The organism is Streptomyces sp. V2I9, from assembly GCF_030817475.1.
Lineage (GTDB): Bacteria > Actinomycetota > Actinomycetes > Streptomycetales > Streptomycetaceae > Streptomyces.
In genome coordinates this window covers 4,337,451-4,359,112 of record NZ_JAUSZJ010000002.1, presented here as the reverse complement: position 1 = coordinate 4,359,112, position 21,662 = coordinate 4,337,451, and the positions used below count along the sequence as shown (strand labels likewise).

Below are 21,662 nucleotides of genomic sequence, written 5' to 3'. Positions count from 1 at the left end.
CGCTCGGAACGCCCCGTGGGGCGCACACCCTGGTTCCAGGGTGTGCGCCCCACGTGCATGCACGGGTCAGGGTGGATGCGGGGCGGATCAGCCGCCGAGCGGGATCCCGTTGGCGGTGAGGCCCTGGGTGGGCAGGCCGCCGAGCAGGCCGGTGACCGGAGCGGCCGCGTCGGTGGCGTCGCCGCCGAGGATCTTGCCGACCGTGTCCTGGACCGGGGCGTTCTGGGCCGACTTGGCGACGGTGTCGACCGCCATCGTCGAGACGGGGAGCACGCCGGCCGCGGCGTCGAGCGGCAGCGCGGTGGCGGCGGAGGCGCTGCCGGAGGCTGCGGCGGCGAAAGCGGCGCCGAGAACGGCGACACCGAGAGTCCTGGAAGACTTCTTCATGGAGAATTCATCCTTGGGGAAGGGGATGTGAGCGGCTCTGCAAGCTAGTCACTGCACGGCCCTCTCCGCAAACATCCCGACACGCCGGAAAAGGGCCGGGACGCCATGTCCCGGCCCTTTCGCCCATCGGGGAAATCAGCCCGAAGAGGCGGCAGATCCGCTGGTCACAGCGGTCTGACGGAAAAGCCACTCCGACTTCAGCTCCGCGTAGCCGGGCTTGACGACGTCATTGATCATCGCAAGACGTTCATCGAAAGGAATGAATGCTGATTTCATCGCATTGACGGTGAACCACTGCATGTCGTCGAGCGTGTATCCGAAAGCCTCGGTCAGCCGCTCGAATTCCTGGCTCATGGTCGTACCGCTCATCAGCCGGTTGTCCGTGTTCACGGTGATCCGGAAGTGCAGCTTGCGCAGCAGTCCGATCGGGTGCTCGGCGTACGAGGCGGCCGCGCCGGTCTGGAGGTTGGAGGTCGGGCACATCTCCAGCGGGATGCGCTTGTCGCGTACGTAGGAGGCGAGGCGGCCGAGGGAGACCGAGCCGTCCTCGGCGACCTCGATGTCGTCGATGATCCGCACCCCGTGGCCGAGCCGGTCGGCGCCGCACCACTGGAGGGCCTGCCAGATCGACGGCAGGCCGAACGCCTCGCCCGCGTGGATCGTGAAGTGGTTGTTCTCGCGCTTGAGGTACTCGAACGCGTCGAGGTGGCGGGTGGGCGGGAAGCCGGCCTCCGCGCCCGCGATGTCGAAGCCGACGACGCCCTGGTCGCGGTAGCTGTTGGCCAGTTCGGCGATCTCCAGCGCGCGGGCGGCGTGCCGCATGGCGGTGAGGAGGGCGCCGACCCGGATGCGGTGGCCGTTGGCGCGGGCGATGCGCTCGCCCTCGCGGAAGCCCTCGTTGACGGCCTCGACGACCTCTTCGAGGGTCAGGCCGCCCTCCAGGTGCTGCTCGGGGGCGTAGCGGATCTCGGCGTAGACGACGCCGTCCTCGGCCAGGTCCTCGGCGCACTCGGCGGCCACCCGGAACAGCGCCTCACGGGTCTGCATGACGGCGCAGGTGTGCGCGAACGTCTCCAGGTAGCGCTCCAGCGAACCGGAGTCGGCGGCTTCGCGGAACCAGACGCCGAGCTTGGCGGCATCGGTCTCGGGCAGGGAGTCGTAACCCTGCGCGCGGGCCAGCTCCACGATGGTGCCCGGTCGCAGGCCGCCGTCGAGATGGTCGTGCAGCAGCACCTTGGGGGCGCGCCGGATCTGGTCGGAATCAGGGACATTCGGGGTCTGGCTCGTCATCTTGGCACTCTAGCGCCTACGCGCGTAGAGCGCCTCGTGTCGATGCGTAACAGTGACCGCGAAGTCGGGTGGAGTACACCTCTCCTTCTGACACTGTTCTGTCATGGCACAGCGCGCAGTCCCCCTGCCCCCGAGGCTGGGGCGGGCCGTTCAGACGGCCGGAGCAACGGACGAGGTCAGCGGCGTGGTCCTGCTGCTCCCGGACGGCGAGGCCGATTCCCGCCGCCGTCCCTCCACCCTGTCGTACGCGGCACAGCTGCCGTTCGCCCGTGCGCTGGCCCGCGCCGGGGCGGGCGAGGGGCTCACGGTGCACGTGCTGCGCTACCGGTGGCGCGGCTGGAACGCGGCCGACGCGCATCCCGCCGAGGACGCGGGGTGGGCGGCCGACGAGGTGCAGCGCCGGTACGGCGACGTGCCGGTCTGCCTGGTCGGCCACGGGATGGGCGGTCGGGCTGCTCTGCGGGCCGCCGGACACGGCTCGGTCACCTCGGTGCTGGCACTGGCCCCGTGGCTGCCGGAGCAGCCGGCGGGCGAACCGGAACCGGTCGGACAGCTCGTGGGGCGGCGGGTGTTGATCGTGCACGGCACCAACGACGAGCGCACCGATCCGGAGCTGTCCTACCGGATGGCGGAGCGGGCGAAGAAGGCCAACCGGGACACCTGCCGCTTCGAAGTCCACTCGGACGGGCACGCGTTGCGCCAGCACCGTGCCGAAGTGGTGGCGCTGGCCGCCGACTTCGTCTGCGGTTCCCTCTTCGCCCGGCCCTACGCCCGCCCCGTCGCGGACGCCCTGGCGGCACCGCCGCCGCTGGGGCTGCGGATGCCGCTGGCCGCCGGGTTCGGGCGGTCGCTGCGGCACTGAGGGTCGTTGCGGCACGGGGACCGCGTACACGGGGTGCGTCCCCCGGCCCGGCCCGCCGGTGGAGCACAAGGTCCGGCGTCAGGCCGTACGTCGCCGTGCCGGGCGGCGGAGCAGCCACGCCGAGGCCGCCCACGCGGCCGCGCAGCCGGCGGCGGCGAGGAGCAGGGCCAGGAGCACGTTCTCGACCAGGACGGCGGCGGTGACCGCGACGCCCACCGCGAGTGCCGTCGCCGCCGTCGGGACGACGATCCGGGAGGCGCGAGCGGCCGGGGCGCCGGTCGCGCGGCGTCGGTGCGCCCCTGCGGAGGCCCGCAGGAGGGCGCCGCCGACGATCAGCAGCGCGAGCCCGACGGCCAGCCGGACGATCGCGCCGGGGCCGGGCCGGTCGGTCGCGTCCTGGCGTTCCTTCCCCGCCTCCACCCACACCGCCCGGTCGCGCCAGGTGGCGACGGTGACCCGCGTGCCGGGTGCGAGCTTCTCCCAGACCGGGTGCTCGCCCCGCAGCCGGACGCGGAACGGCGGGGTGTCGCCGCCCGGATCGAGGGTGGCCCAGCGGGCGAAGCCCTTGCCCTGGGGGCGGGCTTCCGTGGAGAGCACGGTGGCCGGCCAGGTGGAGAGGCAGTCGCCGTTCTCCGCCGCCGATCCGCCGACCCGCTCGCACGGCCGCGCCGCCTGGAACGCGCGAGCCTCGGAGAGCGAGCCGGGCAGCAGCGCGAACAGGACCGCGGCGGCCGACACCAGCACCGATCCGACCACGGCCGGGACCACGATGCCCCTCAGACCGGCGCGGGCGGGCGGGGCCGAGGGCCCGGTGGAGTACGCGGGTGCACGGTTCATCGGGACATTCTCGCGGCCTCGGACAGAAGGATGAACCCCGCGTCCGGTTCCGACCGTGCCCCCGCCCGCTCCCGGCCGTCTCTCGCATCCTGTCCCCGGCCGTGTCCCGCTTTCCCGTATCCCCCGTACCCCCGTCCCCCCATCAGTCCGGCAGCAGGTTGCCCCGGCGTGAGAGCAGGAAGCGTTTGAAGGCGGCGACCGGCCGGGTGTCCGGGTGCCCGTCCAGCCAGGCCACGCCGATCTCGCGGACCGCGCGCGGGGCGGTGACCGTCAGCTCGACGACACCGGGGCGGGCGACCGCGGGCGGCGGCAGCAGCGCCACCCCGAGCCCGGCGGCGACCAGTCCGCGCAGGGTCTCCGCCTCCTCGCCCTCGAAGGCGACACGCGGGGTGAAACCCGCCTCCGCGCAGAGGTCGTCGGTGATCCGGCGCAGCCCGTAACCGGGTTCCAGGGTCACGAACGTCTCGTCGGCGGCCTCCGTGAGGCGGATGCGGCGGCGGGAGGCGAGGCGGTGGTCGTCGGGCACCACGAGGCGCAGCCGCTGTTCGTCGAGGCGGCGGGTGACCAGGTCGGGGGCGTCGGGCACGGGTGAGGTGAGGCAGAGGTCGAGGCCGCCGGCGCGGAGCCGTTCGATCATCGCCTCGCCGTAGTTCTGCACGAGCTGGAAGCGGACCTTGGGGTGGTCGACCCGGAAGGCGCGGATCAGGGCGGGCACGGTCTCCGAGCCCATGGTGTGCAGGAAGCCGAAGGAGACCCGGCCAGCCGTCGGGTCGGCGTCCGCCCGGACCGAGTCGGCGGCCTTCTCCACCTCGGCCAGGGCCCGTTCGGCGGAGGCGAGGAAGGTGCGGCCCGCCGGGGTGAGCGAGACCGTGCGGCCCTTGCGGGCGAACAGGGCGACGCCCAGGTCCGCTTCGAGCCGGACCATGGCCCGCGAGAGCGTGGACTGCGGGACGCCCAGCTCGTGGGCGGCGCGGGTCACGTGTTCGTGACGGGCGACCGCCTCGAAGTACGCGAGGCGTGGCGCGAGCACGGCACGGATGTCTTCTTCGTAACTGCTTGGTGACAGCCGAGGCCCTGAGCTGCGTTCATGCACCATGGGATCGATTATGGCAGTTTCATGCATTGGACGCATGAACCCTCTCCCTCTACGTTCGCTGTATGCCTCCCGCCGATACCGGGGCATCCACCGTCGTGGTGGATGCCTCTGCTCCGTCGTCCCCCGTCATCACCCCCGCCGCGCCCGCGGCCGCCGCACCCGAGCGGCTGGAGCCGGGCCGCCCCGGCTACCGCCGGATGAGCTTCGCGCTCTTCGCCGCCGGGGTCGCGGCGTTCGCCCTCCTCTACTCCACCCAGGCCCTGCTGCCCGCCGTCTCCGCCTCGTTCGACGCGACCGCCGGGCAGGCGAGCTGGACGGTCTCGGCGGCGACCGGGGCGCTGGCCCTGTTCGTGCTGCCGCTGAGCGCGCTCTCGGAGCGGTTCGGGCGGCGGCAGATGATGACGGCGTCGCTGACGGTGGCCGTGCTGGTCGGCCTGCTGGTGCCGTTCGCCCCGTCGATGGGCGCGCTGATCGCACTGCGTGCCGTCCAGGGCGCGGCGCTGGCCGGGCTCCCGGCCTCCGCGATGGCGTACCTGGCGGAGGAGGTGCGGCCCAAGGCGCTGATCGCCGCGATCGGCCTGTTCGTCGCGGGCAACAGCATCGGCGGCATGAGCGGGCGCATCCTCACCGGCTGGGTCGCGCAGGCCTGGGGCTGGCGCGCGGCGCTCGCGGCGGTCGGGCTGCTCGCGCTGGCGTGCGCCGTGGCGTTCCACTTCCTGATCCCCGCGGCCCGCAACTTCCGGCCGGGTTCGCTGAACCCGAAGGCGCTCGCGCGGACCGTCACCGGCCATCTGGCCGACCCGCTGCTGGTTCGGCTGTACGCGATCGGCGCGCTGTTCATGACGGTGTTCGGCGCGGTCTACACGGTGATCGGCTACCGCCTGGTGGAGGAGCCGTTCAGCCTGCCGCAGGGCGTCATCGGCTCGATCTTCCTCGTCTATCTGGTCGGCACGGCCTCCTCCGCCGCCGCAGGACGCCTGGTGGCCCGGCTCGGCCGCCGGGGCGCGCTGTACCTGGCGGTCTCCACCACGGCCGCCGGGCTGCTGCTCTCGCTGGCGGACTCCCTCACCGCCGTCCTGCTGGGGCTGGTGCTGATCACGGCCGGGTTCTTCGCCGGGCACGCGGTCGCCTCGTCCTCGGTGAGCCGCACCGCGACGACGGGCCGGGCGCAGGCGTCGGCGCTGTACCAGTCGGCGTACTACCTGGGCTCCAGCGTGGGCGGCACGATGGGTGCGATCGCCTTCCACGCCGGGGGCTGGTCGGGGACGGTGGCGCTGGGCCTGTTCGCGGTCCTGGGCGTCGTCTCGATCACCCTGTACGGGACGCGGGTGGCGCGCGCGGAGCGGCGGGCGTTCGTCCCGGCGACCCGCTGAGACCCCCTCCCGACGGAGGCCCTCGGGCCGCCACCGGTTTTCGGGACGCAATCGAGACATACCGGAGCGCAACCACTGCCCCCCTTCGCACGTCTACCAGGCGTAATCAACAACGCACGCTGGGCAAAGGGGAGTTGGCGCGCATGGGAGTCACGGCGAAGAATTCCGGGAGACGGCTGCGGCGCGGCGTCGCGCTGTCCGTAGCCGGACTGGTGGCCGCTCCGGCCCTGGTCCTGGGCAGCGGCACCGCCGCACAGGCGGCCTCCTGCACGAAGTCGGCGGGGCCGTACCAGAAGCAGGTCGAGAAGTTCCTGAAGCGGCCCGTGGACGGCAAGCAGTCGACGGCCGACTGCAAGGCGATCCAGGCGTTCCAGAAGAAGCACGGGATCACCCCCACCATCGGCTACGCCGGGCCGCTGACCTGGCGCACGATGAACACGATGCTCGCCCAGAAGGCGGCCGGGAAGAACCCCAACAAGGCGGGTAAGTGCCCGACCGACAAGGGCCGCATCGCCTGTGTCGACCTGACGCGGCAGCTGAGCTGGATCCAGGACGGCAAGAAGCTGACGTACGGGCCGGTGCCGGTACGGACCGGCCGGAACGGGGCGGAGACCCGGACCGGGGCCAAGAAGATCTACTGGCGCAGCATCAAGCACTGGTCGACCATCTACAAGGTCTGGATGCCGCACTCCCAGTTCTTCGACGGGGGCCAGGCGTTCCACTCGGTCACCAAGTCCATGTACAACCCGCCGGGATCCGGCGGCTGCGTCAACATGCGGCCCGCCGACGCGAAGGCATACTGGAAACTGCTGAAGAACGGCGACGACGTGTACGTGTACGGGCGCAAGCCCGGAACCTGAGCACAGCGCCTGAGGGCATCCCGGAGGGGTGCCGGACACCGTGGCCGGAGCCATGGCGTCCGGCACCCCTCTGTCCGTCTTCCGCCCCGGCTGTCAGCGGCCTGCGGTAGCTTCCGACGTAGCGGGTGACGGAAGCCACAGCGCGGCTGCGCGCGACAGGGGTGGAGCGATGAGCGATCTGACCACGACGACGGACTCGGGTGCGGCGGCCGCGAGCGCCGATGGAGCCGGGATCGACAGCCGGCTGGAAGGCCACCGGACCGAGCTGACCGGGTACTGCTATCGGATGCTCGGCTCCGCCTTCGAGGCCGAGGACGCGGTGCAGGAGACCCTGATCCGCGCCTGGCGCAACGTCGACAAGTTCGAGGGCCGGTCCTCGCTGCGCTCGTGGCTCTACCGGATCGCCACCAACGTCTGCCTGGACCTGCTGAACGCCGGCAACAAACGGGCCCGCCCCGTCGATCTGACCGGCCCGACCCCGCTCGCCCGAGCCGCGCTGAGCCCCCGCCCGGAGAACGTCTGGCTGGAGCCGATGCCCGACGGGCGGGTCCTGCCCTCCGTGCAGGACCCGGCGGAGGCGGCCGTGGCCCGCGAGTCGGTGCGGCTGGCGTTCATCGCCGCCCTCCAGCACCTGCCGCCCAAGCAGCGGGCCGTGCTGATCCTCCGCGAAGTGCTCGCCTGGAAGGCCGCCGAGGTCGCCGAGCTGCTGGAGACCTCCGTCCCCGCGGTCAACAGCGCCCTCCAGCGGGCCCGCGCCACGCTGACCGAGACGGAGGACCGGGCGGGCGACCCGGCGGACCCGCTCGACGAGGAGCAGCAGAAGCTTCTGGAGCGCTATGTGAAGGCGTTCGAGGGGTACGACATGGCCGCGCTGACGGCACTGCTCCACGAGGACGCGGTGATGACGATGCCGCCGTTCGACCTGTGGCTCCGGGGCACCGGCGACATCACGGGCTTCATGACCACCATCGGCGCGGCCTGCGCGGGTTCCCGGCTGGTGCCCGTCGCGGCCAACGGCTCCCCCGCCTTCGCGCACTACAAGCCCGCCGAGGACGGCTCCGGGTTCGTGCCGTGGGCGGTCCAGGTCATCGACGTCCGGGACGGGGCGATCACCGGGATGCACTGCTTCCTCGACGTCCCGCGCTGGTTCCCGCTGTTCGGCCTGCCGGACCGGCTCCCGGCCGACGCGTAGGAGGAAGCCCGCGTCCGGGCGTCGGGGCCCGGCCCCTGACGCCCGGACGCGGGTCCCCCCGACGCCCGGACGCGGGTCAGGGCAGCCCCGGCACGCGCTCCTCCGGGTCGTCCGCCAGCGCCACCACGTCCGCGAGCCCCACCAGGTCCAGCAGCGCGCGGAGTTCGGGCGGCACACGGCGCAGGCGCAGGGTGCGCCCGGACCGGCGGGCCACGAGCGCCAGCCGGGCCACCCCTTCGACGAGGCCCAGATCGGGCCGGACCACCCCGCCCACATCGCAGTCCGCCACCGCCCCGGGAACCGGGGCCGCTCCACGGGGGCCGGCGAGCGCGCGCTCCAGCTCCGCGCAGAGGTCGGGTACGGCGGCACGGCTGACCGGGCCGGTCACGGTCAGGACGATCGGATTCTCGGCATCCACACCAGAGAGACCGGTCCGGCGGACGAAATTCATCGGCCACCGCGCACCTCCGCCACCGCGACGCGCCCGGCCCGCCCGCGCGAGGGTGCCGCTCCGCTTGCTCCATGGCTCCGCTCCGCTCGCATGATCCCGCCGCGCAGGAGCCATTTCGCGTCAACTTCGAACTTCCGACCGCCCCTTCGGTCAACCGATCGCCCCCGCATCCCCTCTAGTCGGATGGACCGACGGCCGCAGCCGTCCTTTCTGCGTGCCTGCGGACCGGCGGGTTGAAGAACCATCGAGTTCTCCAGGGGGAGAGTTGCGCAGACACGTGAGAAACACGTGCATACCCACGGTCGCCACGGCCGTGGCCGTGGCGCTGGCGGCGGGCATGGCCCCGGCCGCCTTCGCCCAGCCGGACCCGAGGGGGGTCCCGTCCGGCGTCCGTGCCCAGGACCGGGACGTACGTCAGCTGACGCTCGTCACCGGTGACCGGGTCACGGTCGACGCCCAGGGCAAGCCGGTCGCCTTCCGGGCGGCGAAGGGCCGCGAGCACATCCCGGTCCAGCGGATGAGCGACAAGGACCACACCCTCGTCATACCGGCCGACGCCCACAGGCTGATCGCCTCCGGCAAGCTCGACCGGCGGCTGTTCGACGTCACCGAGCTGAGCCGGCCGGAGAACCTCCGGGCCCAGAAGAACGGTCTCAAGCTGATCGTCGGCTACCGGGGCAAGCAGGCCGCGGCCGCGAAGGCACAGGTCCGTGACGCGGGCGGCACCGAGGTCGGCCGGAGCCTGAAGTCCCTGAACGCCGAGTCGGTGACCACGCCGACCGCCGACGCGCCGGCCATCTGGAAGGCCCTCACCGACCGCGGCGCGGCCGGTGGGCGGGTCACCACCGCGGCCGGCATCGACCGGGTCTGGCTGGACGGGGTCCGCAGGGCCAGCCTCGACCGGAGCGTCGCGCAGATCGGCGCCCCGGCGGCCTGGAAGGCCGGATTCACCGGCAAGGGCGTCAAGATCGCGGTCCTGGACACCGGGACGGACACGACCCACCCCGACCTCAAGGGCCAGATCCTCGCGGAGAAGAACTTCAGCGCCGCCAAGGACACCAAGGACCGGGTCGGCCACGGGACGCACGTCGCCTCGATCGCGGCGGGCACCGGCGCCAAGTCGGGCGGGAAGTTCAAGGGCGTGGCCCCGGACGCCAAGCTGCTCGCGGGCAAGGTGCTCGACGACGAGGGGTACGGCGACGACTCCGGCATCCTGGCCGGGATGGAGTGGGCGGTCGCGCAGGGCGCCGACATCGTCAACCTGAGCCTCGGTGGTCCCGACACCCCGGAGGTGGACCCGCTGGAGGCGGCGGTCGACAAGCTGTCGGCCGAGAAGGGCGTCCTGTTCGCCATCGCCGCGGGCAACGAGGGCAGTGGCGCGGGCACGGTCGGTTCGCCCGGCAGCGCCACCGCCGCGCTGACCGTGGGCGCGGTCGACGACAAGGACGTGCTGGCGGAGTTCTCCAGCCGGGGACCGCGGATCGGGGACGGGGCGATCAAGCCCGACGTGACGGCCCCCGGTGTGGACACCACGGCGGCCATCCCGCCCGGTTCGCTGATCGCGCGGGAGGTGGGCGAGAAGCCCGCCGGCTACGCGACGATCTCGGGTACGTCGATGGCCACCCCGCACGTGGCGGGCGCGGCGGCGCTGCTCAAGCAGCAGCATCCCGACTGGACGTACACCGAGCTGAAGGGCGCCCTGACCGCGTCCACGAAGCCCGGCGCGTACAACCCGTTCCAGCAGGGCTCCGGCCGGATCCAGGTGGACCGGGCGATCACCCAGACGATCGTGGCCGAGCCGGTGTCGGTGAGCTTCGGGGTGCAGCAGTGGCCGCACACCGACGACGTACCGGTCACCGAGAAGGTCACCTACCGCAACCTCGGCACCGGTGACGTCACCCTCGACCTGAAGGCGACCGGCACCGGCCCGCAGGGCAAGCCCGCCCCGGCCGGCTTCTTCACGCTCGGCGCGGACAAGGTCACCGTTCCGGCGGGCGGTACGGCGGAGGTCGAGCTGACCGCCGACACCCGCCTCGGCGGCACGGTGGACGGCACGTACGCGGCGTACGTGGTGGCGACCGGCGGCGGCCAGACCGTGCGCACGGCCGCCGCGGTCGAGCGTGAGGCGGAGAGCTACGACGTCACCATCAAGCACATCGGGCGCGACGGCCGCCCGGCCGCCTTCGCGGAGAGCACCCTCTTCCGCTTCGGCGCGCAGTCCGGCAACCCGTTCCTGACCCCGCAGGTCGTCGACGGCGTGGCGAAGATCCGGGTGCCCAAGGGCACGTACGTGGCCAACTCCACGGTCTACCAGGACCCGGACGACGTCACCAAGGGCGCCGACTGGATCGCCCAGCCGAAGGTCTCGGTCACCGGGGCCGTCTCGCTGACGTTCGACGCCCGCAAGGCGAAGCCGGTGAAGGTCACACTGCCGGACGCCAAGGCGAAGGGCCAGCTGTTCGCCCCGGACTACCTGGTGGAGACGGCGGACGAGTCGGTCGGCTTCGGCTGGCTGATGGAATCGCCGGCCGGTGTCCGCACCCTGCACGTCGGGCCGCCGGTCACCGGCGTCTCGCTCGCCCAGCACTGGACGGGCACCTGGACCAGCGGCGCCTCGACCGAGTACGACATCGCGGTCGGCGGCAAGGTCAAGCAGCTCGCCACCGGCTACGACCGGAAGTTCACCACGGCGCAGCTCGCCCGGGTGAAGGTCGGCATGGGCTCGGCCGCGCCGAAGAAGAAGGGTTCGGTCACCGCCTCCCCGTTCCTGCCCACGCAGGGCGGCAGCTGGGTCACCTCGGTCGAGCAGAAGCTGCCCGGCACCCGCACGCTGTACGTCTCCACGGCCGACAAGGTGAGGTGGAACCTCGAATTCAACCAGCTCGGCCCGCTCGACGCGGATGGCTGGCCGACGTACGAGGCCGCCTACGGGATCGGCCGCGAGGCGGCGTACAAGGCGGGCAAGACATACACGAGGACCGTGAACACCGCGGTGTTCGGCCCGCTGGTCGACGGGGACTACGGCATCGCCCGTGAGGGCAACGACATCACCGGCGCCCTCCCGCTGCTGGCCGACGGCCGGGGCAACGCGGGCGGGATGCTGTACACGTCGGCCAAGACCGTCCTGTACCGCAACGGCAAGAAGCTCGGCCAGAACGGCGACCCGGTGACGGGTGACGCGTCCTTCCGGGTCCCGGCGGGCGCGGCCGACTACAAGCTGACGACCACGGTCAGCCACAGCGCGAAGGTCAACCCGCTCTCCACCCGGGTGGACGCGGCCTGGACGTTCCGCTCGAAGAAGACCGCGTTCACGATGCTGCCCGTCTCCACCGTCCGGTTCACCCCGGCCGTGGGCGGCGACGGCCGGGTCACGGCGGGCAAGACCGTCTCGGTGCCGGTGAAGGTGCATGGCGCGGCCGCGGGCAAGAACCTGAAGTCGCTGAAGACGTACGTCAGTTACAACGGCGGCAAGACCTGGAAGAAGGTCACGGTGAAGAAGGGGAAGATCACCGTCAAGAACCCGGCGAAGGGCAAGGCGATCTCCTTCGCCGCCAAGGTCACCGACAAGAAGGGCAACGCCTCGTCGGTGAAGATCTACAGCGCGTACTTCGGCAAGTGACCCCTACAGGCCGGTAGTCCACGCTCGCACGACGGCGGCCCCCCACGCGGACAGCGTTCCGTGCGGGGGGCCGCTCGCGTGTCAGCTGATGGGGAGAACGCCCGTGTCCAGAGCCAGCCCGAACGGCTCGGGAAGCGTCAACTCCCGCCCGTACTCGACCGTTTCCAGCACCCGGTACGTGCCTCCGTCCGGCTCGCCGTAGAGCGTCGCGGTCGGGCGGCCGGAGTGCCAGGGGTCGAGGAGGAGGAACAGCTCGACCCCGGCCTTGGCGTAGCCGTTCACCTTGCTGACGCGGTCGTGGTTGGCATTGGCGCGGGAGGTGATCTCCACGACGAGGCGGGCCTCGGAGGCGGGGACGGTGTGGCCGGGGCCGACGAGCAGGGCCCGCTCCATGACCACGAGATCGGGGATGTAGATCCCGCCCCGGCCGGGAAGCGAGAGGCCGAGGGTCTGGTAGATCCCCCAGCCCTCGGGGATGACGGTGTAGAGCCTGCGCTGGAGCAGCTCCGCGGTGGTGTTGTGGTCCTTGGACGGCGGCGGCGACACGGTGACGATCTCCTCGATGATCTCCACCTTGCAGCCCTCGGGTGCGTCCGTCTCCTCCCAGATCCGGACCAGGTCGTCCCAGTCCGTGCCGGGGCCCGGAACAGGTTCGACGGTGAGTGCGCTCATGGCGGTCTCCTCTATCGGTACGTCACCGGGTCCAGCATGCCGAACGGGACCGGCGGCAGTCCACCGGTCCCGTTCACCCGTACGAGGAAACCGCAGGTCAGGCGATACGTTCCCGCACGACCGGGAGCGGCGCGAAGGACGTGCCGGCCGGGGCGATGTCGTACGCGTCGGGCAGGGCCTTCAGGGCGTAGTCGAACTTCTCCGGGGTGTCCGTGTGCAGCGTCATCAGCGGCTGGCCCTCGGTGACCGTGTCGCCGGGCTTGGCGTGCAGTTCGACGCCCGCGCCCGCCTGCACCGGGTCCTCCTTGCGGGCGCGGCCCGCACCGAGGCGCCAGGCGGCGACGCCGACGTCGTACGCGTCCAGGCGGGTGAGGACGCCGGAGGAGCGCGCGGTCACCACGTGCTGCTCGCGGGCGGTGGGGAGCGCGGCGTCCGGGTCGCCGCCCTGGGCGGAGATCATCCGGCGCCAGACGTCCATCGCGGAGCCGTCGGCGAGCGCCTTCTCCGGGTCGGCGTCCTTGAGCCCGGCGGCGTCCAGCATCTCGCGGGCGAGCGCGAGGGTGAGGTCGATGACGTCGCGGGGGCCGCCACCCGCCAGCACCTCGACGGACTCGCGGACCTCCAGCGCGTTGCCCGCGGTGAGGCCGAGCGGGGTGGACATGTCGGTGAGCAGGGCGACCGTGCGCACACCGCTGTCGGTGCCGAGCGCGACCATGGTGGAGGCAAGTTCGCGGGCGTCCTCGATGGTCTTCATGAAGGCGCCGGAGCCGACCTTGACGTCCAGGACGAGTGCGCCGGTGCCCTCGGCGATCTTCTTGGACATGATGGAGCTGGCGATCAGCGGGATGGCCTCGACGGTGCCGGTGACGTCACGCAGCGCGTACAGCTTCTTGTCGGCGGGGGCGAGGCCGTCGCCGGCGGCGCAGATGACCGCGCCGGTGGTGTCGAGGACGTTCAGCATCTCCGCGTTGGACAGGTGGGCCCGCCAGCCGGGGATGGACTCCAGCTTGTCCAGGGTGCCGCCGGTGTGGCCGAGGCCCCGGCCGCTGAGCTGCGGCACGGCCGCGCCGCAGGCGGCGACCAGCGGGGCGAGCGGCAGGGTGATCTTGTCGCCGACGCCGCCGGTGGAGTGCTTGTCGGTGGTGGGCCGGGAGAGCGCGTCGAAGTTCATCCGCTCGCCGGAGGCGATCATCGCGGCGGTCCAGCGGGCGATCTCGGTCCGGTTCATGCCGTTGAGCAGGATCGCCATGGCGAGGGCGGACATCTGCTCGTCGGCGACCTCGCCGCGGGTGTAGGCGTCGATGACCCAGTCGATCTGCTCGGGGGTCAGCTCGCCTCGGTCCCGCTTGGTGCGGATGACGGAGATGGCGTCCATGGGAATCCTTCCGGCCGGGTGCGTACGCAAGAGTCCTCGATGACTCTACGCGCATAGAGGGGAGAAAGAGCGGTGGCCCTTCCGTGTGGGGAAGGGCCACCGCCGGGAATCAGGGGTGCGGGCTCAGCCGCGGTGCGGCCCGCTCAGCCGAGGTGCTGCGGGCCGAACGCCTGCGGCAGCATCTCGTCCAGCGTGCGCAGCCCGTCGGGCGTCTCCAGGAGGAGTTCCGGTCCGCCGAACTCGTACAGCAGCTGGCGGCACCTGCCGCACGGCACCAGGATCGCCCCGGCACCGTCCACGCAGGTGAAGTGGGTCAGCCGGCCGCCACCGGTGGCCTGGAGCGTGGAGACCAGGCCGCACTCGGCGCAGAGCGAGAGGCCGTAACTGGCGTTCTCCACATTGCAGCCGGTGATGGTGCGGCCGTCGTCCACGCGGGCGGCCACCCCGACCGGGTAGCCCGAGTAGGGGGCGTACGCGCGGGACATGGCGTCCCGTGCCGCCTCCCGCAGGGCCTCCCAGTCGGACGAGCCGAAGGTCACCACGGCTGCCGCGCCCTCGGCGGCCGGCGGCGTCACTTGCCCTCGCCCTTGCGGTACGGCACGCCGTCCGCCTTGGGCATCCGCAGGCGTTGCGCGGAGAGCGAGAGGACCAGCAGCGTCGTGACGTACGGGGCCGCGTCGACGAACTGGCTGGGCACCTGGTCGGTCAGGAAGTACCAGGTGAACAGCAGCGCCGAGACGGCCGCCGAGATCACCGCGGCGACGTACTTCTTCCGGTACAGCTGCCAGAACACCGCGATGACCAGCAGGATCGCCAGCAGGAGCAGCATCGCGTGGACGTTCTCCGCACCGCCGCGCAGCTTGAGGCTGTCGGTGAAGCCGAAGAGGCCGGCGCCCAGCGCCATACCGCCCGGCATCCAGTTGCCGAAGATCATCGCGGCGAGGCCGATGTAGCCGCGGCCGCCGGTCTGGCCCTCCTGGTAGATGCCGGTGGCGACGATCGCGAGGAACGCGCCGCCGAGGCCGGCCAGACCGCCGGAGACCGTGACGGCGATGTACTTGTACTTGTACACGTTGACGCCGAGGGTCTCGGCGGCCACCGGGGACTCGCCGCAGGAGCGCAGGCGCAGACCGAAGGGGGTGCGCCACAGGATCCACCAGGTGGCGGGGATCAGCAGCAGGGCGACGACGGTGAGCAGGGAGAGGCCGGTGACCAGGCCGCCGATGATGCCCGCGATGTCGGAGATCAGGAACCAGTGCTGTTGTTGCAGGTCCTGGAGCCAGTCCGAGAGCCCCGGAATGGTGATCTTGTCGATCGGCTCGACGCGCGGGGACTGCTTGGAGGAGCCGCCCTGGACGCCGTCGAAGGCGAAGTTGGAGAGGTAGCGGGTGATGCCGACGGCGAGGATGTTGATCGCCACACCGGAGACGATGTGGTTCACGCCGAAGGTGACGGTGATGACCGCGTGCAGCAGACCGCCGAGGCAGCCGCCGAGGATGCCGAAGAGGACGCCCATCCACGGGCCCCACTGGAACCCGGCCCAGGCGCCGAACCAGGTGCCGAGGACCATCATGCCTTCGAGGCCGATGTTGACGACGCCCGCGCGCTCGGCCCACAGGCCGCCGAGTCCGGCGAGTCCGATCGGGACGGCGAGTTCCAGGGCGCCGGCGACCTGGCCGACCGAGGTGATGTCGTCGGCGCCGCTGATCAGGCGCACCAGCGAGACCAGGGCGAGCGCGCCCGCGATGATCAGGAGGACGACGGGCAGGGAGAGCTTGCGGCGGCCGCCCTTGACGGGGGTGGGCCGTGCGGCGGTGGATTTGCTGGTGCTCACAGGGCCGCCTCCTTCTCGGTCTTGATGGCATGGCCGGCGGCGAGCTCCTCGCCGACCTTCTGCTGCTGGCGGCGGACGCCGTAGCGGCGTACCAGCTCGTAGGAGACGACGACCGAGATCACGATCAGGCCCTGCATGATCGTGGCGATCTCCTTCTCGTACCCGTACTGGTCGAGCGAGGCGGACGACTTGTCCAGGAAGGCGATGAGCAGCGCGCTGAAGGCGATGCCGAGGGGGTTGTTGCGGCCCAGCAGCGCGATGGTGATGCCGGTGAAGCCGATGCCGGTGGGGAAGTCGAGGCTGTAGGTGTGGGTGTCGCCGAGCAGGGTCGGCATGCCCGCCAGACCCGCGACGGCGCCCGAGATCAGCATCGAGGTGAGGATCATCTTCTTGGCGTCCACGCCGGACGCCTGGGCGGCGCTCTCGCTGGCGCCGGTGGCCCGCAGGTCGAAGCCGAACCGGGTGCGGTTCAGCACGAACCAGTACAGCAGGCCGCAGCCGGCGGCGACGAAGGTGAAGCCGTAGATCTCGCCGGCCTGGTCGCCCATCGGGAGCCCCGGGAACCAGCCGGACTCCGGGATCTCACCGGTGGTGAGGTTGTTGGAGCCGGCGGGCTGCTCGCCGAAGTTCTTCGGCAGGATCATCCAGGCGACCAGCGCGGTGGCGATCGAGTTGAGCATGATCGTCGAGACGACCTCGCTCACCCCGCGGGTGGTCTTGAGGAAGCCCGCGATGCCCGACCAGAACGCGCCGACCATCATGGCGACGATCACGATCAGCGCGATGTGCAGCGGGCCGGGCAGGTCGACGCTCGCGCCGACCAGCGCGGCCAGCATGGCGGCGAGGCGGTACTGGCCGTCGACGCCGATGTTGAAGAGGTTCATCCGGAAGCCGACCGCGACCGCGAGTGCGGCGAGGTAGTACGTACCGGCCTGGTTGACGATCAGGACCTGTACGTCGACGTAGCTCGCCGACTCGAACATGATCCGGTACGGCTCGAAGGGGTTGCGGCCGGAGGCGAGCAGCACCACGGTCGTCAGCGCGAGGGCCACGACCAGGGCGAGCACCGGGCCGGCGAAGCCCAGGATCAGCCGGTCCTTGTCGATTTTCTTCATCGGGCCTCGTCCTCCGGGCTTTCGAGGTGACCGGTGGCGGCGCCGGTCATGGCCGAGCCCAGTTCCTCCGGGGTGATGGTGGCCGGGTCGGCGTCGGCGACCAGTCGGCCGCGGTACATGACGCGCAGGGTGTCGGAGAGCCCGATCAGCTCGTCCAGGTCGGCCGAGATCAGCAGCACGGCCAGCCCTTCCCGGCGGGCCTCACGGATCTGGTCCCAGATCTGGGCCTGCGCGCCGACGTCCACGCCGCGGGTGGGGTGGGCGGCGATCAGCAGCTTGGGGGCGTGGCTCATCTCGCGGCCGACGATCAGCTTCTGCTGGTTGCCGCCGGAGAGGGAGGCGGCGGTGACCTCGATGCCGGGGGTGCGCACGTCGTACTCGCGCACGATGCGCACGGTGTCGGCGCGGGCCGCCTTGTTGTCCAGCAGCCAGCCGCGGCTGTTGGGCTTCTCGGTGACGTGGCCGAGGATGCGGTTCTCCCACAACGGGGCGTCCAGCAGGACGCCGTGGCGGTGGCGGTCCTCGGGGATGTATCCGATGCCGGACTCGCGCCGCTTGCGGGTGGGGGCGTGCGAGATGTCGTCCTGGTCGAGGGTGATGACCCCGCCGTCCGGGTCGCGCATGCCCATCAGGGCCTCGATCAGCTCGGTCTGCCCGTTGCCCTCGACGCCGGCGATGCCGAGGACCTCACCCTGGTGGATGGTGAAGTCGATCCCGGCGAGCACGTCGCGGACGGTGCCGTCGGGGTCGGTGACGGTGAGCGCCAGCTCCTTCACGCGCAGCATGGGCACGTCGGTGACGGTGGACTCGCGGGTCTCCGGCGAGGGCAGCTCGCTGCCGACCATCAGCTCGGCGAGCTGCTTGGTCGTGGTGGTGGCCGGGTCCGCGGTGCCCACGGTCGTACCGCGGCGGATCACCGTGATGTCGTCGGCGACGGAGAGCACCTCGCCCAGCTTGTGCGAGATGAAGATGACGGTGAGGCCCTCGGCCTTGAGCTCGCGCAGGTTGGCGAAGAGGGCGTCGACCTCCTGCGGCACGAGGACCGCGGTCGGCTCGTCGAGGATCAGGATGCGGGCGCCCCGGTAGAGCACCTTGAGGATCTCCACGCGCTGCCGGTCGGCGACCCCGAGGTCCTCCACGAGCGCGTCGGGCCGGATGCCCAGGCCGTACGCGTCGGAGATCTCCTTGATCTTCTTCCGGGCGCCGGACCCGATGCCGTACAGCTTCTCGCCGCCGAGGACGACGTTCTCCAGGACGGTGAAGTTGTCGGCGAGCATGAAGTGCTGGTGCACCATGCCGATGCCCCGCTCGATGGCGTCGCCCGGATTGGAGAACGCGACCTGCCGGCCGTCGATCGCGATGGTGCCCTCGTCCGGCTTCTGCATGCCGTAGAGGATCTTCATCAGGGTGGACTTGCCGGCGCCGTTCTCACCGACGAGGGCGTGGACGGTGCCCTTGCGGATGGTGATGTCGATGTCGTGGTTGGCGACGACGCCGGGGAAGCGCTTGGTGATGCCGTGCAGTTCCACGGCGGGGGGGCTGCTGGACGCGTTGATGACGCACTCTCCTTGGCCGGACAGGAGCGGGGGCGGAGGGGCAGGGGGGCTCTGAGGGGCGGGGGTGAAGTTATCGCGCCGGAGGGCTGTCTACACGCGTAGCGCTGCCGAATCGTGAAACACGGGGTGCACGTCACCGTCCGGACGCGGGTCCGGGCCGGTGTGGGAGAGCACGGCGAGAGGCGGAACTTCTTCGTGGGGTCGCGCGGGACATCTCGGCCCCGTCGCGCGGGGCGGGGGGCCGGGCCGCGGGGCGGGGACGGGCCCGCGGCCCTGTCCGTCCACCGGCCGCGGTGCGGACGGGGACGGACAGGGCCGGGGGAAACCAGCCGTACGGCGTCGGGCGCCGGACCGCTTACGGAGCGGTCTTGACGGTGATCTTGCCGTCGATGATCTCCTTCTTGGCCTTGTCGACGGCCGCGATGACGTCGGTCATCTTGGCGAACGCCGGGTTGGACATCGACAGGCCGACGCCGTCCTTGTCCAGGCCGTAGCGGATCTCACCGGTGGTCGGCTTGCCGTCCTTGACCGACTTGATCAGGTTGAACACGGAGTCCTCGACGTCCTTGGTGACCGAGGTGAGGATGGACTCCTTGTAGGCCGCGAGGCCCTTCTGCTGGTACTGGTCGGAGTCGACGCCGATGTTCCACTTGCCCGCCTTGGAGGCGGCCTCGATGGCACCGGAGCCGGCCAGACCGGCGGCCGAGTAGATCACGTCGGCCTTCTTGTCGAGCTGGCCCTGGGCGGCGGCCTTGCCGAGGTCGGGCTTGGAGAAGCCGTCGAAGTTCGGCGGCTGGGTCAGGTACTGCGGGAGGACCTCGACCGAGGCGTCGGTGTCCTTGGCGCCCTGGACGAAGCCGGCCTCGAACTTCTTGATCAGCGGGGTCTCGACACCGCCGATGAAGCCGATCTTCTTCGTCTTGGTGACCTTGGCGGCGGCGACGCCGGCGAGGTAGGAGCCCTGCTCCTCGTTGAAGACGATGTTGGCGATGTTGTCGCCGGTCACCGAGGCGTCGTCGATGATGCCGAAGGTGGTCTTCGGGAACTTCGGCGCGACCTTCTTGATGGCGGGCGCGTAGGCGAAGCCGACGCCGATCACCGGGTTGTTGCCGGCACGGGCGAGCTCGGTGAGGCGCTGGACCTTGTCCGCGTCGCCCTCCCCGTCGGAGGGCTCGGCCTCGCTGCCCTTGATGCCGAGGTCCTTCTCCGCCTTGGCGAGACCGGCGTAGGCGGCGTCGTTGAACGACTGGTCGCCGCGACCGCCGATGTCGTACGCGATGGCGGCCTTGTCGCCGTCCTTGCCGGAACCGGCTTCCGACGACGACTTTCCGCCACAGGCGGTGACACTGAGCGCGAGCGCCGCGGACGCAATGCCCACGGTGGTGATCCTGGTGATCCGGCGCAAGGGAGGCTCCTTCAAACCTGACCGAAGCGCCTCTTCCGGCGCTGGTTTCGCGGCGATCGTAACGCGCGTAGATGTCAGATAAGAGCACGTACGGAAGCCGTTATCGGATCGTCGTGAACAGAAGCGGTCCCGCGGGTCCACGAACGGCCCGCGAAGACCGCGTCAACCCTCCGCTAACGGTGTCCGTCGAGCAGTGCCGCGGCGGTGAACAGCTCCACACCCACGGTGATCGCCTCTTCGTCGACGTCGAAGTTGCCCCGATGGAGGTCGAGCCCGCGCGTGTCGCCCGGCGGCCGGACGCCGAGGCGGGCCATCGCGCCGGGGACCTGCTCCAGGTACCAGGAGAAGTCCTCGCCGCCCAGGCTCTGTTCGGTGTCCTCGATGGCGTACGATCCGCGGCGCTCGGTCATCGCCGCGTCCAGCAGGCCGATGGACTCGGCGTCGTTCACCACGGGCGGCACCCCGCGCACGTAGGTGATGACGGTCTTGGCCCGGTGCATTCCGGCCACCTCGTCCACGGCGGCGTGCACCAGGTCGGGGGCTTCGCGCCAGGCGTCCAGGTTGAGGCAGCGGACGGTGCCGGACAGCTCGGCGTGTTGCGGGATGACGTTGGGGGCGTGCCCGGTCTCCAGCCGGCCCCAGGTCAGCGCGAGCCCGGCGCGGGCGTCGACCCGGCGGGCGAGCAGCGCGGGCACGTCCACGGCGATCCGGGCGGCGGCGGTGACCAGGTCGGTGGTCAGGTGCGGCCGGGCGGTGTGGCCGCCGGGGCCGTCGAGACTGATCTCCAGCCGGTCGCAGGCCGAGGTGATGGCCCCGACGCGCAGCCCGATCCGCCCGGCGTCCACCTTCGGGTCGCAGTGGACGCCGATGATCCGCCCGACGCCCTCCAGCACCCCGGACTCGATCGCGTCGACCGCGCCGCCGGGCAGGACCTCCTCGGCGGGCTGGAAGATCAGCCGCACGGCGTTGGGCAGCCGCCCCTGCCGGTCGAGCCCGGCGAGCACGAGACCCGCGCCGAGCACGGTGGTGGTGTGCACGTCGTGCCCGCAGGCGTGGGCCCGGTCGGGAACGGTGGACCGGTAAGGAACGCCCGTCTTGGTGTCCGGGATCGGCAGCGCGTCGATGTCCGCCCGCAACGCCAGCATGGGCGTCACCCCGTCCCACTCCCCCACGTCGCACATGAGCCCGGTCCCGACCCGCAGGACCCGCGGCTTGAGCCCGGCCATCTCCAGCCGGTCCTTGATGGCGGCGGTGGTGCGGAACTCCTGGTTGCCCAGCTCGGGGTGCATGTGCAGATCCCGGCGGAAGGCGATCAGCTCGGCACGGAGCTCGTCCGGGAGCCGCCCCGGCAGGCCGCCTCCCCCCGGCTGCTCGGCGTCGGGCAGGTCGTGGGGGCGGGAGGCGCGGGACTTCACGTGGTTCACCTGATCAAGCGTAGGCCCCTCGGCCCCTCAACTGGCCAGGGATCAGCGAAATTTCAGCCGTGCAGGGGAACAAAGTCCGCGTGGGGACGTGTGGTGCGGGGCGGTTTCGGGTATAAACCTCCGCCTCCCGGACCCGGACCACTTCTCCGCCGACGCGCCCCTCCCGCCCCGAAGGTCTCAGCAACGGTGACGTCAGCGGCGATGGCCGAGTGAGCCGCACCTCTCGTTGTGTCCAGTCACACGTTCTTTACAGCTGTCTTTACCGCCCTTCACACCCCTACGATGAGCGGTCGTCGACAGATGCCGCACGAGTC

At 71.4% G+C, this 21,662-nt stretch carries 18 protein-coding genes; 5 read left to right on the top strand and 13 right to left on the bottom strand.

Going from position 1 to position 21,662, the window contains the following annotated elements; translation table 11 throughout:
- Window positions 1-87: 87 nt before the first annotated feature.
- Window positions 88-387, bottom strand: coding sequence for a hypothetical protein (locus QFZ71_RS19370; RefSeq protein WP_307669444.1), 300 nt, complete (start codon window positions 385-387; stop codon window positions 88-90).
- Window positions 388-522: 135 nt separating this feature from the next.
- Window positions 523-1,677, bottom strand: a complete 1,155-nt coding sequence (locus QFZ71_RS19365; protein WP_307669443.1) for an adenosine deaminase — start codon at window positions 1,675-1,677, stop codon at window positions 523-525.
- A gap of 103 nt (window positions 1,678-1,780) precedes the next feature.
- Between QFZ71_RS19365 and QFZ71_RS19360 the strand changes: the two genes are divergently transcribed.
- A complete protein-coding gene (locus QFZ71_RS19360; protein WP_307669442.1) occupies window positions 1,781-2,539 on the top strand; it encodes a S9 family peptidase in 759 nt (252 codons plus the stop codon).
- Window positions 2,540-2,617: 78 nt separating this feature from the next.
- On the opposite strand, the gene QFZ71_RS19355 is transcribed toward QFZ71_RS19360, so the two are convergent.
- Entirely contained in the window at window positions 2,618-3,376 is a 759-nt protein-coding gene (locus QFZ71_RS19355) for a hypothetical protein (protein WP_307669441.1), read from the bottom strand.
- 142 nt (window positions 3,377-3,518) lie between these two features.
- On the bottom strand, window positions 3,519-4,472 hold the full coding sequence (locus tag QFZ71_RS19350; RefSeq protein WP_307669440.1) for a LysR family transcriptional regulator: 954 nt from the start codon (window positions 4,470-4,472) through the stop codon (window positions 3,519-3,521).
- 62 nt (window positions 4,473-4,534) lie between these two features.
- Between QFZ71_RS19350 and QFZ71_RS19345 the strand changes: the two genes are divergently transcribed.
- From QFZ71_RS19345 to QFZ71_RS19335, 3 genes are all read left to right on the top strand, one after another.
- Window positions 4,535-5,845, top strand: a complete 1,311-nt coding sequence (locus QFZ71_RS19345; RefSeq protein WP_307669439.1) for an MFS transporter — start codon at window positions 4,535-4,537, stop codon at window positions 5,843-5,845.
- 143 nt (window positions 5,846-5,988) lie between these two features.
- Window positions 5,989-6,705, top strand: coding sequence for a L,D-transpeptidase (locus QFZ71_RS19340; RefSeq protein WP_307669438.1), 717 nt, complete (start codon window positions 5,989-5,991; stop codon window positions 6,703-6,705).
- A 169-nt stretch (window positions 6,706-6,874) separates the two neighbouring features.
- Window positions 6,875-7,897, top strand: a complete 1,023-nt coding sequence (locus QFZ71_RS19335) for a sigma-70 family RNA polymerase sigma factor (protein ID WP_307669437.1) — start codon at window positions 6,875-6,877, stop codon at window positions 7,895-7,897.
- A 76-nt stretch (window positions 7,898-7,973) separates the two neighbouring features.
- Here QFZ71_RS19335 and QFZ71_RS19330 read toward each other — a convergent pair whose 3' ends face one another.
- Window positions 7,974-8,348 carry an STAS domain-containing protein gene (locus QFZ71_RS19330; RefSeq protein WP_307669436.1) on the bottom strand — a complete coding sequence of 125 codons (375 nt, stop codon included), beginning with the start codon at window positions 8,346-8,348 and terminating at the stop codon, window positions 7,974-7,976.
- A 337-nt stretch (window positions 8,349-8,685) separates the two neighbouring features.
- Between QFZ71_RS19330 and QFZ71_RS19325 the strand changes: the two genes are divergently transcribed.
- Entirely contained in the window at window positions 8,686-11,967 is a 3,282-nt protein-coding gene (locus QFZ71_RS19325) for a S8 family peptidase (RefSeq protein WP_307671514.1), read from the top strand.
- An 81-nt stretch (window positions 11,968-12,048) separates the two neighbouring features.
- Here QFZ71_RS19325 and QFZ71_RS19320 read toward each other — a convergent pair whose 3' ends face one another.
- The 8 genes from QFZ71_RS19320 to QFZ71_RS19285 form a co-directional block, all read right to left on the bottom strand.
- On the bottom strand, window positions 12,049-12,639 hold the full coding sequence (locus tag QFZ71_RS19320) for a Uma2 family endonuclease (RefSeq protein WP_307669435.1): 591 nt from the start codon (window positions 12,637-12,639) through the stop codon (window positions 12,049-12,051).
- A gap of 97 nt (window positions 12,640-12,736) precedes the next feature.
- Complete coding sequence (locus QFZ71_RS19315) at window positions 12,737-14,014, bottom strand: thymidine phosphorylase (RefSeq protein WP_307669434.1); 1,278 nt, start codon at window positions 14,012-14,014, stop codon at window positions 12,737-12,739.
- A 143-nt stretch (window positions 14,015-14,157) separates the two neighbouring features.
- The gene (locus QFZ71_RS19310) at window positions 14,158-14,589 is read right to left on the bottom strand and encodes a cytidine deaminase (RefSeq protein ID WP_307669433.1); all 432 of its coding nucleotides are present in this window, start codon (window positions 14,587-14,589) and stop codon (window positions 14,158-14,160) included.
- The gene (locus QFZ71_RS19305) at window positions 14,586-15,848 is read right to left on the bottom strand and encodes an ABC transporter permease (protein WP_307669432.1); all 1,263 of its coding nucleotides are present in this window, start codon (window positions 15,846-15,848) and stop codon (window positions 14,586-14,588) included. Before QFZ71_RS19305 ends, QFZ71_RS19310 begins: the two co-directional genes overlap by 4 nt.
- Window positions 15,845-16,963, bottom strand: coding sequence for an ABC transporter permease (locus QFZ71_RS19300; RefSeq protein ID WP_307669431.1), 1,119 nt, complete (start codon window positions 16,961-16,963; stop codon window positions 15,845-15,847). The genes QFZ71_RS19305 and QFZ71_RS19300 overlap by 4 nt, the downstream gene beginning before the upstream one ends.
- Window positions 16,960-18,543: an ABC transporter ATP-binding protein gene (locus tag QFZ71_RS19295; RefSeq protein ID WP_307671513.1), complete on the bottom strand. Its 1,584-nt coding sequence runs from the start codon at window positions 18,541-18,543 to the stop codon at window positions 16,960-16,962. Before QFZ71_RS19295 ends, QFZ71_RS19300 begins: the two co-directional genes overlap by 4 nt.
- A gap of 331 nt (window positions 18,544-18,874) precedes the next feature.
- Window positions 18,875-19,924 (bottom strand): BMP family protein, encoded by a 1,050-nt coding sequence (locus QFZ71_RS19290; protein WP_307669430.1) that lies wholly within the window; start codon window positions 19,922-19,924, stop codon window positions 18,875-18,877.
- Window positions 19,925-20,097: 173 nt separating this feature from the next.
- Window positions 20,098-21,339 (bottom strand): amidohydrolase, encoded by a 1,242-nt coding sequence (locus QFZ71_RS19285; protein WP_307671512.1) that lies wholly within the window; start codon window positions 21,337-21,339, stop codon window positions 20,098-20,100.
- Window positions 21,340-21,662 lie beyond the last annotated feature (323 nt).